Source organism: Mucilaginibacter sp. A5337, from assembly GCF_059690695.1.
This window is the reverse complement of sequence record NZ_JCAWEC010000007.1, coordinates 272,940-285,748: the sequence shown is the minus strand read 5'-3', so window position 1 is coordinate 285,748 and position 12,809 is coordinate 272,940. Positions and strand designations below refer to the sequence as shown.

The following is a 12,809-nucleotide window of genomic DNA, read 5'->3' as shown; positions in this document are numbered from 1 at the left end:
AGAGGGGCAAAACAAAACATCTCGCTGATTGAACGACAAGTAATTTTGTGGATTAACCTGAATCTATGAGAGGCTCTGGGGAGATGTGAAAACAAACATGAATAGCCCAGTCCAACAAAGCTATCTCACATCACCAGCACTGTCCACCCTTGCTGATCATTTTTCTTTCGTGATTTTTTCTTTTCCTGCAGCACCTTTTTTATGCGGATGGCATATGTCCAGCAGGTACTTTGCCTGATATCGAGCTTTTCGGAAAGCTGATGCGATGATATCGTTCCGTTGGTGCTGTAAATTAGATAGGTGAGATAAAATGCCTTGTTGATAGGGATGCGGCTGTTTTGAAATATGGTGTTATGCAATGCCGATTCTTCATAACTGCATTTGGTACACCGGCGACTATGCGGCAATCGCCCGGCACAATATGTTGTGTTTGAACAGCGTGTACAAATAAAGCCATCCTTCCATTTTAATGATGACAGGAACTTAAAGCAGGTTTCCTGGTCGGGATAATTAGCGCTGAACTCTTCATAGCCCAGCTCGGTAGAAAGTGCCCTTGATTCAGTTACCTTTTCAATGTTTGTTTTTAGCTGAACATTATCTTTTTCAAGTAAAACGTTCATGCGCAATATTTCGCCTGCCTGTTTTTCCAGTTGCAGGTTGGCCAGCAGTAGTTCTTTGTTTTGATTTTCGATGATCTGGCTCTGCTGTGTTATTTCGTTTGATTTTTCAACCAGTTCATGCGTTCGGGCCCGCACTTGCCGTTCCAGTTCCTCATTAATTGAATCCTGTAGCTGGCTGTTCAGCTGCATTTGCCTTATGGTTTCTTCATGAGCTGCGTCTTTTTCTTTTCGTAGCACCCTAACCTGGTCGCCGATGGCAAATGACAGCAGTACCATCTCAATGATAAAACAAAAGCTAAGGCTGTAATAACTTATAGGAGCAGGTAAAAAATAGGTATAACCAAGGGCGGTGAGCGCCTTAACGGTAAAACCCACAAATAGTACCGAATAGGCCAGCACAAAGAAGCGGGCCGGTTTGTAGCCATTTCTAAATATATACACACCGGTAGCAAAAGCCAGCGATAAAGGGATGACCTCAACAAACTTGTACACAAACAGCGATTTGTTGAAAATAAGGCAATACAGAAAATAAACGGTGCGCAGTAATAAAACGTAATTGATTAACCTGTTAAATTGGGGAGCCTTTTCTTTAACCTGCAACAGCGCTTTACTGAATACCAGCGCACAAATACTGATGAAGTATAAGGAAATGCCGTTGCCATAGTGATTTAATCCCGGAGTTTCTGGCCACAGATACTGGAACGCGATGCCGTCGGCACTCATTTCATAAAGCCCTACGCTTAAAATGTAAAATACATAATACAGGTATTGTTTCTTTTTAACCGCCAGGAACATGAGCAGGTTATGGAAACAAAAAATAAGGATCATGCCATAAAACAGGCCGTAGGTTAAATATTCATTAAGTGCATAATGAATAAAGTAATTAATGGTGCGGTAAACTATAATTACGTTTACGGCATTATGTGATTTTATCCTGAAATAATAAGTATGATAGCCAGGCTGTGTATCCCCAATTAAAAACTCAAAGTTTTTATGATGAAAAAGCCTTTTGCTGAAATCAAGATTAGCGCCCGATTCACTTTTGATATAGCCACCTGCCGAGTCAGGCATATAAGCCGTAACTTCATCAGTTGTTTGATCAAACAGTTCAATGATGCTGTTATTATTTACAGGCTCGCTGAAATACATCCGTATGCGGAACCAGTATGTTGAGTTTTTATGATGATTACTTGGATAGTATGAGCTGTTTTCGGTAAAAGAGGAGCTCATTTTCTGTATGTCCTGGAATGTGAGTTTCCCGGTGCTATCCTGCAGGTATTTTACCTCGTTAAGGGTAAACTTATGCTGCTGAATATTTTTATCAACCCTGAGTACGTTTTGTGCATGGGAAGTAAGCCCCCACAGGCATAAATAAAAAACAAATAAATATTTAGTCAATGCGGGTAAATGTTTAATCAAATGTTTTAATCAATGGTATGACCTGCTATAACTACATAATCACTTGATTACGCGCAATTACAGCACTCCCTTTTTTAGAGGTGATAGTCATTACAATAAAATCTTTATTAAGAACCGGTTTATAATATCCCAAATATAATTAATTGTTAATTATTTGTCGTTAACGGCTGTGCTATTTTCTTTATGTTTTCTGATACGCTTTTGATGTATTGTAATTCCTGTGGTACCAAAACAGGATAAAATTTGCGAATGAAAGCCTGCTGCATTTTGATACCTTTGGAAACAACCAGTTATTGATTATACGGCGAATGTTTCAGCGATTAAAGGCCTTTTTGCTTATTCCCTTTTTATGTTATTTTTTAACAGCCTCAGCAAAAGGCCCTGGTTTCCCGGTTAGGTATTTAGGTATTGAGGATGGCCTTTCAAATAACGCGGTAACCTGTATTACACAGGATAAATATGGTTTTATGTGGATGGGCACTTATGACGGCCTTAACCGTTATGATGGTTACACATTTAAAGTTTTCCGGAATATTTGGGGCGACAAAAACTCGCTGGTCAATAACCACATTAAATCCATTAATGCCAGCGGCGGACGAATATATGTGGGAACTGAAAAAGGGCTCATGTATTTTGATTATGCCGACTCGCGCTTTCATGCCCTTTATTGCTATAATGAAAAGCATCAGCCAGTTAAAATTGGGTTTAATATCAATGAGATAGTAGCCGATCGGTCGGGCAATATTTTTGCCACCAATGGTACATATGGCTTCCTCAAGTTTGGTAAAACAGATACCATTGGTAAAGAGATACTTTATGATGTTAACAAGCAGCGGTTTAATACACTTGCCGCGCGGATGGACAAACACGGCACCGTATGGGTACTGGTAAACGGGGCAGGCCTTGGCAGGTATGATACAGCAACCGACAAAATAAAGATCGTTGCGCCGGAGCTGGCATATGCCGGTTGTATGACCATCGATGGAAAAGGGAAAATAATTGCAGGATGGGGTAACGAACTGTTTTCATATGATCCTGTTATCCGGAAAACGGTAAAGCTCGATATAGGGCTTAATAAAGTAACAAGCAGTAATATTTTTAGTCTGGCCACAACAAAAAACGGCGATATCTGGGTTACAACAAATGGTGGTGGCATCAAGGTCTGGAACCCTGCTACCAATAATATTACCTACATTACTGCCGGCGAAACGCCGAACAGTTTACGTAGTGGCGCTGTTGACTTTGTTTATGAGGATGAAGAGTCGCGGATTTGGATAGCAACTTTAAGGGGTGGTGTAAACATTATTGACCGTAAACCAAAATCATTTCATTTGTTTGCACATGATGCTTTCAATAAAAACAGTGTTATCAATAATTTTATCCTGTCGTTTTGCGAAGATAAACAGCATAATGTATGGGTAGGCACCGACGGCGGAGGACTAAATTACTGGAATACTAAAACAAATACGTTCACCCCTTATGTGCATCAGAATGTTCCGGGATCTATCAGCAGTAATTTTGTTGTAAGCATTTTAAACGATTATACCAACAAAATATGGGTAGCAACTTTTAACGGCGGTATTGATGCCTTCGATAATATAACAGGGCAGTTTAGACACTATAGTTGCTACAACCCGGTAGAAAAAAAGGAAGAAAAGAATTTCTGGAAGCTGTACGAAGATTCGCAGCACCGGCTTTGGGCCGGCAGCACCTGGGGAGGTGCTTTGTTTTTGTATAATCGTGCCAAAGATCAGTTCGAGCTTTTTGATAACAGCCTGGTGAATATTCACGCACTTTTTGAGGATCATGCAGGCAATTTATGGGCAGGTAACTACAACAGCCTGATTAAAATTGATATTCTGCATAAAAAACACCAGACTTATTTTATTGGACAGGCTATCAGGGCCATTGCCGAAGATGCTAAACACAATTTTTGGGTTGGCACCGAGGGCGGAGGGCTGCTGCAATATGACATCAACAGCCATCAGTATAAACGATATACAGAATCGGCAGGGTTACCGAGCAATACGATATTGAATATATTGGCAGATAACAGCGGAAATTTATGGTGCAGTACTTACAATGGCCTTTCCAGCTTTAATGTAACCACAAAAAAGATCACCAATTACAATGCATCCGATGGTTTGCAAAGCAACCAGTTCAATTATAATGCAGCGCTAAAACTGTCGTCGGGTAAAATGCTGTTCGGAGGCATAAAGGGGTTTAACCTTTTCTCGCCCGATAGTATTGCCCCCTACGCGCATCAGCCCCGGCTCATGCTGTCTGATTTTAAAATAAACAACGTGTCTATTGAACTCGACAGTGGTTATGCACAAAAGTTGCCATTAAATGAATTAAAAAAAGTAACTGTCCCATTTAGTCAGGCTACCCTGAACATCAGTTACACAGCGCTTGAGTATTCTTTTCCCGAAAAGATCTCCTACGCTTATTACCTTGAAGGCTGGGACCATGGCTGGAATTATGTAGGCAAACTAAAGTCGGCATATTTTTCACGCCTTAATGAAGGTACTTATACGCTTAAAGTCAGGGCTACCAATACAGAAGGGCAATGGACGGCGGCGCCTATCGCTATTAAAATCATAGTTCTGCCTCCCTGGTACCGCACGTGGTGGGCTTATTTAATTTACCTGTCGTTAATAGCTGCCATAGGTTACGCCTTTTACAGATATCGGTTAAACCAGGCGCGGTTAAGGTTTAAAGTAAAACTGGCCAACCTGCAGGTAGAGAAAGAAAAGGAGCTTAATGAAAAGAAACTTACCTTTTTCACTAATGTGTCACACGAGTTTAGGACCCCATTAACGCTTATTATCAACCCCATCAAGGACCTCCTTAATCAAAGCAAGGGAAATACGGAGGAGTTGAGCACGATTTACCGCAACGCGCGCCGCCTGCTTGGCTTGGTTGATCATTTGCTCCTTTTCAGAAAAACTGAAAGCGAAAATGCTTCGCTGAAGGTGAGCAGGTTAAATTTTGCTATCTTATGTAACGAGGTTTATTCATGCTTTATTCAGCAGGCAAAAATTAAACACCTTAATTATACCCTCGTGGGCGGCTCAGATGCCATTGAGGTATACTGCGACCTGGAAAAAATAGAGATAGCGTTATTTAACCTCATCTCAAACGCTATAAAGTTTACTCCCGATGGAGGGACTATCCATGTTGCTATTGAACAGGATGATGTTTATGTATATTTTAAAGTAATTGATAATGGCATAGGCATCAATACCGAGGCTGGCGACAGGCTGTTTGATAAATTTTACCAGGCAAAGGATAAAAACTATTTCCGTAAAGGTTTTGGTATAGGTTTATACCTGGTTAAGGTGTTTGTTGAGAGCCATAAAGGTAATATCAGCTACTCCAACAATCCTGATGGGGGCACAACCTTTGTGCTTGCCTTGCCAAAAGGTAAAGCACACTTTTCGGGAGATGTTATTGTTGACGATGTTGTGCCGGATTACACCTACGTAAACGAGCTTATCAGCGACGATAACAAAGATATTATACCTGAAGATGAGGGTCTTGCAGCATTGGAGCTATTCAGTTCGGCCAGGCATACACTTATAGTGATTGATGACAATGACCAGATCCGTACGTACATCAAAAAGATTTTTACGCCGGGGTATAACGTAATCGAGGCGCAGGACGGCTCCACAGGCCTTGAGCTTATTAAAAAACATATCCCTGATGTAATTATAAGCGATATTGTAATGGATGGTATCAGCGGGCTTGACCTGTGCCGGATTGTTAAAGAAGATCAGGCTATAAGTCATATCCCTGTTATCCTTTTAACCGGTGACACTACGCCGGATATTATGCTTAAAAGTATGGAGGAGGGGGCCATTGATTTTTTACGCAAACCATTTGATAAAGAATTGCTTATAGCGCGGGTAAAAAGCGTGTTGCGCAATAAAACCGAGCTCCAGAATTACTTTTATAAGGAGGTTACCAAGAAAAGCACCGGTCGCAGTATCTCACAGGAAAACAAAGATTTTCTGAATAATTGCATTTCGGTCATAGAGCATTACTTTACCGATGATAAGTTTGATGTATATGTGCTGGCTAAGGAGATCGGTATCAGCTATGCAACCTTATTTAAACGTCTTAAAAATATCACGGGGCAATCGGTCAATAATTTTATCCGCTTTGTACGCCTGCGCAAAGCTGCCGAATTGCTCATTCAAACCAATTGTAATGTTAACGAAGCTGCCTTTCAGGTTGGCTTTAGTGATGTGAAATATTTTCGCGAACAATTCTTCAAGCAATACGGTATCAATCCGTCTGACTTTATCAAAAAACATCGTGCCAGCTTTCAAATTTCGTATCGTATGAACGAGTTTGAGAAAAACTCTTCTAAATAAGACTGTCTTTTATTGGTACGATTAATCATTGCCACAAAACTTCTCGCAGTAAAATAAGAGTGAATTTGACACTTATTTTCTCGCGTATTCTACAAAAACTATCAAAAGAGGGTGTTTTTGTATGTTTTGACCCCGGTAATTTATAGTTTTACCCCTCTCTCGCAAAGCCAAATTCCGCTTATTTCGTTTCAACCGGCAGGCAATAATCAGTGCCAATATTTTATTGCCGGCAATTCATAAACTAAAAATTAATGCAATGAAAATTTCAAAAATGCGCAACCGGGCAGCTAATGCCGTGGTGTTAAACCGGCCCGGATAGGCTCAGTTACTACCCAAAATTCCAAATTAAATGAACCCTATAAACCAAATTAAATTATGAAATATAGATTTACTCTCTTAAAAAGTTTTTCCGTATTGCTTTTAATGATGATGCTTACAGGCATTGCTCAACTGGCAAACGCGCAAACAAAAATTAATGTAAAAGGTGTTGTAAAAGATGCTACAGGCAACGTACTGCCTGGCGCAACTGTAAACATCCAGGGTACAACCCAATCAACCACAACTGATGTTAATGGAGCATTTAAAATAGAGGTTGCCGAAGGCTCAACACTGAAGATCTCTTTTGTAAGCATGGTAGCCAAAACCATTGTAGTTACAAAAAATACCACCACATTAAACATAGTACTTGAAGATAGTAACAAGCAGCTTAATGAAGTTGTAGTAGTTGGTTACGGTACGCAAAAACGATCGGACGTTACGGGTGCTGTGGTGTCTGTACCTAAAGCGCGGTTATCGCAATTGCCGGTAACCAATGTATTGCAGGCGCTTGAAGGTGCTGTAGCAGGTGTAAATATCACAACTACATCTTCGGTACCGGGAGCTCAGCCTTCATCAATTGTAAGGGGGCAAAATTCTATCAATGCCGGTACCGGCCCATACATCGTTGTTGATGGAATCCCGCTTAGCAAAAGCGGAGGCTCATTGAATGATATCAACCCTAATGATATAGCGTCAATGGAGGTGCTTAAAGATGCTTCGGCGGTTGCTATTTACGGTACAAACGGCTCAAATGGCGTAATCCTCATCACCACCAAAAGAGGTAATGGTGGCAAGCCGGTTATCCGCTATAACGCTTATGCCGGTGTTGAAAATATAGCTCATTTACTTGAACCGCGTGACCCGGCGGCATACATTCAAAAATATGCCGACTATATGTCACAAACCGGCCAAAAACAGACGAGTCCTGTACCTAACTATACCGAGTTGCCAAACTATAATGCCGGTAAAACTATTGATTGGGTAAAGGAAGTTACCCAAACTGGCGTAATTCAGGATCATAACCTAAGTATCTCTGGTGGTAGCCCGGATACAAAATATTACGTGTCTGGTGATTATCTTAAGCAGAAAGGTGTGGTAAAAGGCTATCAATATAACCGCGTAAGTATCCGCTCAAATTTGGATATTAACGTAACCAACTTTTTAACAGTGGGCATGTCATCTTACTTTGCCAATAACAATTATGATGGAGGCCGTGCAAACTTGTTAAACGCTACCGCCATGAGCCCGTACGGGAACGAATACAATGCCGATGGCACCTACACTATTTATCCAATGGCGCCGGAACAATTGTATGTTAACCCTTTACTTGGCCTGACTACCGACCAGATAAACCGCAGTGTAAACCTTAACGGTAATGGCTATGCCGAAGTGAAATTTGGTGGTGTTTTAAAGGGACTGAAATATCGTTTAAATGCGGGTTATACTTATTTGCCGACAAGAGTTGACAGCTATAGCGGTCGCCTGGCAAACACCCCGCTCGGTAGTGCAAGTGCGGCAAGCTCTGAAACTAACACTTACACAATTGAAAACTTATTGTATTATAACCGTGATTTTGGCAAGCATCATTTGGATTTTACCGGTTTGTACAGTGCACAACGCCGCAGGTATTTTACATCTACTGCTGCTGCAACAGGCTTTGTTAACGATGAACTTTCATTCAATAATTTAGGTGCCGGTGCTACCCAAACCTCATCGTCATATTCAGACAGATATGCGTTAAACTCGCAAATGGGCCGTGTTAACTATACCTATGCAGGTAAATATTTGGTTACCGTTACTGCCCGCCGGGACGGTTCATCGGTATTTGGCGCTAACACAACTAAATATGGTGTGTTCCCTTCAGCCGCTTTAGGCTGGAATATCGACCAGGAAAGCTTTCTTAAAAATTCAACGATCGTTAACAGTTTAAAACTTCGTGGATCATACGGCAAAACCGGTAACGAAGCTATCAGCGTGTATCAAACCATTACTACCGACGGAACGGTACGTTCGCCTTTTAACGGTGTAAGTACAATTGGTGTGCAGGCAAGTAACCTGGGTAATGCTAACCTGCATTGGGAAACCACTACAGGAGCAAACGTTGGTGTTGATTTCGCTTTGCTGGGCAGCCGTATTAATGGTTCGGTTGACGCATACAGTACACGTACTTCGGGCTTGTTATTAAGAAGGAGCCTACCGCTTATAACCGGTTATTCAAATGTTTGGGATAACATAGGTAAGGTAGCCAATAAGGGATTAGAGGTTAACCTGAATACCCGTAATATTGACGGCAAAAACTTTCGCTGGGAATCAAATATAGTTTATGCGCTTAATCGCAATAAAATTGTAAGCCTTTACGGCGATGGTAAAGATGACCTGGGTAACCGCTGGTTCATTGGTAAGCCTATCAGTGTAATTTATGATTACAAAATGACCGGTGTTTGGCAAACAGGCGAGGATGCCTCCAAACAAGACCCGGGAGCCAAACCAGGCGACCTTAAGTTCGCCGACACAAACGGTGACGGTAAAATCACTGCGGATGACCGTGTGATACAGGGTCAAACTACTCCAAAATGGACTGGAGGTATCACTAATACATTTCATTACAAACAGTTTAACTTGAGCATATTCATCCAAACAGCTCAGGGCATGTTGCGCAATAATGCCGATTTGAACTACGCTGACGAGTCTGGAAGAAGGAATACGCCGACCGAAATTGGCTACTGGACACCAACTAATAACAATAATTCGTTCCAGTCACTATCGTATACAAATACCCGTGGTTACGGATATCCGCGCGATGCAAGCTACACCCGCATAAAGGATGTTACATTTAGCTATGTAGTCGGTCAGAATATTCTTGATAAACTACACCTGAATGGCTTAACATTTTATGCAAGCGGTCGTAACCTCCACACTTTTACCAAGTGGATCGGTTGGGACCCTGAAAACAGTTACTCAACCAGGGGCTCGGGCGATTGGACTAACAACTATCCTGTAACGCGCACTTTTGTTTTTGGTGCTAATATCTCATTAAAATAAACTGATAAAACATAAACACATGAAAAAGTATTCGATCATATTGGTTTCAATATCAGTGCTTATTACCGCATTTTCATCCTGCAAAAAGTCATACCTCAACGAAAAGCCGTATTCATCATATACTCCGTTAACCCTTAATGATTCACTGGGTTTTGAGGCGGCTGCAGTAGGTTTGTATAATTATGAAAGCACCATTTTAACCTATTCAAATGCACAGGGCTGGCCAAGTGTTTGGCAGGTAGGAACCGACGTAGCAAATGCTACAGCCAATCAGCAGGGTATTGAAGTGCCTTATTATAATTATGCACAGCTTACATCAACTGATGGCGCTGCATCATACATCTGGGGAAAATATTATTCACTGATCAATAACGCTAACATCATTATAGCTTCGGTTGAAGATCCTTCAAACACCAAGCTTGGAGCAAAAGGCAAAAGTGCTATTGATGCCGAGGCTAAGTTTTTCAGGGCTTATGCCTACAATAACCTGGCAACGTTGTTTGGGAAAGTACCGTTGGTTACAGCTCCGCTTACAGCTCCCAAAACCAATTTTACACGCGCGTCACTTGATGAGGTAAATGCGCTCATTGTTAGCGATCTTACTTATGCAAGTGCAAATCTTTCTGATTTGAATGCCGGCACCTCAAAATTGAATGCTCAGGGTAAACCGGTTGGCCGTGCTAATAAATATATGGCCATGCAACTTTTAGCCGAGGTTTACCTGCGCATGGGTAAAAATGATTTGGCCGAGCAGCAGGCACAGGCAGTTATCAGCAGTGGTAAATTCAGCCTGATCAAAGCCCGCTATGGTGTAAGGGCCGGAGGAACAGGCGATTATTATTCAGATATGTTTGTGTATGGAAATGAAAGACGTGCACAGGGCAACTCTGAAGCTATCTGGGTATTGGAGCAGGAAAATCCAAGTTCGGTAGTTGGTGGTAATACAGATAACGCCCAGCAACGCAGGGTATGGGGTGCCGCTTACTATAACATCGCCGGCATGGTAATTTGTGACTCATTAGGCGGCCGCAGTATTGCCAGGCTCAGGTTGAGTAACTGGGTTTTATATGGCCTTTACCCTGCCGGCGATATTCGTAATTCGCAGTATAGTATCAAAAGACGTTACTACTATAATGATCCAACAAATGCCAACTATGGCAAAATAGTGCCGTTTACCGGTCCGGATACTTTGTATAAGATTTGTCCGAGCACAACCAAATGGGGCGCATTTGATCCTAATGATACCTTTGGCTATGCTATGATCAAAGATTTTATCATGATGCGTTTAGGCGAAACCTACCTACTGCTTGCCGAAGCACAGGTTAAACAAGGCAAAACTGCAGATGCTGCTGCATCTATCAACGTATTAAGGACAAGGGCTAATGCACCGCAGGTAACCGCTGATCAAATGACGCTTAACTTTGTATTAGACGAACGTGCAAGGGAGCTTATCGGCGAAGAAAACCGTCGTCAAACCCTGATGCGTACCGGTACGCTGGTTGAGCGCTCACTTCGCCTTAACTCTGGCGATGCCCAGCACCCGACAACAGGTTTAGCTGATAAAAATCTGCTGCTTCCTATTCCTCTGTCTGAAATTCAATTGAATAAAGATGCTGTGCTGGAGCAAAATCCGGGTTATTAATTAAAACACAAATAAAAAGTAAGGGCAATATCCATTGCCCTTACTTTTACTTTTTATGAAGCTATACCATTTAAGATCACTGTTTTTTATTTGTATCCTGTTTGGAAGCGCTATTGCTGTATCTGCCCAAACCAGCCAAGTAACTACCTCTACTATAGGTTTAGGTTGGGCAAATAACTCTGTCAATACGGTGGTGTTCCGCAAAAACTCATTGGTTACTTTTAATGGCGAACAATATGCCGCTTATTATAACAACAACCAGGTTTTAGTGTTGGCTAAGAGAAAAAGCGGATCTGTTAACTGGCAGGTTGCCGCAACGCAATATAAAGCCGATGCTGCCGATGCCCATAAAGATATCAGTATCATGGTTGACGGCGCCGGCTATTTGCATGTTGCCTGGGGACATCATAATCAGACTTTGAACTATGCTAAAAGTATAAAGCCCGAAAGCCTTGTTTTGTCGGCGCAGCAAAGCATGACAGGCATTAGCGAAAGTAAGGTGAGCTACCCGGAGTTTTATCGTTTACCGGATGGAGATCTGCTGTTTGTTTATCGCGATGGTGGTTCGGGCAATGGCAACCTGGTTATGAACAGGTATAGTATAAACACTCAAAAATGGGTTAATGTACAACAAAACCTTATCGATGGCGAAGGCAAACGCAATGCCTACTGGCAAATGTGCATCGACAAAAAAGGAACAATCCATATTTCATGGGTATGGCGCGAAACACCGGATGTAGCAAGCAATCATGACATGTGCTACGCCCGTTCAAACGATGGAGGTTTAACCTGGGAAAAATCTACCGGCGAAAAATATATTCTTCCAATTAATGCCGCTAATGCGGAGTACGCCTGCAAAATACCGCAGCATAGCGAGCTCATCAATCAAACATCCATGTTTGCCGATGATCAGGGCAATCCTTTTATCGCAACCTATTGGCGCGATAGCAGTTCAATTATGCCACAGTATCATATTGTTTTTAGAACCGGCAGTAGCTGGCGTTCGGAAAGCCTTGGCTTCAGAAAAACGGCATTCAGCCTTGGCGGAACAGGTACCAAACGCATCCCGATATCTCGTCCGCAGATCATTGCCTGGAACAGGAGCGGGAAACAATCAGTTGCAATTATTTTCAGGGATATCGAACGCGGCGATAAAGTTTCTGTAGCTGTAAACAGTGATCTGCAAAATGCAAACTGGCAGGTTAATGATTTAAGTTCTGAATCAGTAGGAGAGTGGGAACCGACTTATGACACCGAACTATGGAAAGAAAAAAAAACATTGAGCCTGTTTGTACAAGAAGTAACCCAGGTTGATGGCGAAGGCAAAGCCAATATAGCGCCAACAAAAGTACAGGTATTGGACTGGAAGCCCTGATAATTAATTACTAA

Annotated in this window: 5 protein-coding genes; 4 read left to right on the top strand and 1 reads right to left on the bottom strand. The window is 41.9% G+C overall.

The features are described from left to right. Positions 1-125 precede the first annotated feature (125 nt). Positions 126-2,018 carry a 7TM diverse intracellular signaling domain-containing protein gene (locus AC59JO_RS23855; protein WP_497308499.1) on the bottom strand — a complete coding sequence of 631 codons (1,893 nt, stop codon included), beginning with the start codon at positions 2,016-2,018 and terminating at the stop codon, positions 126-128. A 329-nt stretch (positions 2,019-2,347) separates the two neighbouring features. Between AC59JO_RS23855 and AC59JO_RS23850 the strand changes: the two genes are divergently transcribed. From AC59JO_RS23850 to AC59JO_RS23835, 4 genes are all read left to right on the top strand, one after another. After that, complete coding sequence (locus AC59JO_RS23850; protein ID WP_497308497.1) at positions 2,348-6,418, top strand: hybrid sensor histidine kinase/response regulator transcription factor; 4,071 nt, start codon at positions 2,348-2,350, stop codon at positions 6,416-6,418. 375 nt (positions 6,419-6,793) lie between these two features. Beyond that, a complete protein-coding gene (locus tag AC59JO_RS23845) occupies positions 6,794-9,778 on the top strand; it encodes a SusC/RagA family TonB-linked outer membrane protein (protein WP_497308495.1) in 2,985 nt (994 codons plus the stop codon). Positions 9,779-9,797: 19 nt separating this feature from the next. Then, positions 9,798-11,420 carry a RagB/SusD family nutrient uptake outer membrane protein gene (locus tag AC59JO_RS23840; protein ID WP_497308493.1) on the top strand — a complete coding sequence of 541 codons (1,623 nt, stop codon included), beginning with the start codon at positions 9,798-9,800 and terminating at the stop codon, positions 11,418-11,420. A 55-nt stretch (positions 11,421-11,475) separates the two neighbouring features. Further along, entirely contained in the window at positions 11,476-12,795 is a 1,320-nt protein-coding gene (locus AC59JO_RS23835) for a BNR repeat-containing protein (RefSeq protein WP_497308491.1), read from the top strand. The last annotated feature ends 14 nt before the right edge of the window (positions 12,796-12,809 follow it).

Excerpts from the sequence above, each read along its gene's own strand:
- AC59JO_RS23850 (WP_497308497.1), top strand. The coding sequence starts at position 2,348 with ATGTTTCAGCGATTAAAGGCCTTTTTGCTTATTCCCTTTTTATGTTAT.
- AC59JO_RS23845 (WP_497308495.1), top strand. The coding sequence starts at position 6,794 with ATGAAATATAGATTTACTCTCTTAAAAAGTTTTTCCGTATTGCTTTTA.
- AC59JO_RS23840 (WP_497308493.1), top strand. The coding sequence starts at position 9,798 with ATGAAAAAGTATTCGATCATATTGGTTTCAATATCAGTGCTTATTACC.
- AC59JO_RS23835 (WP_497308491.1), top strand. The coding sequence starts at position 11,476 with ATGAAGCTATACCATTTAAGATCACTGTTTTTTATTTGTATCCTGTTT.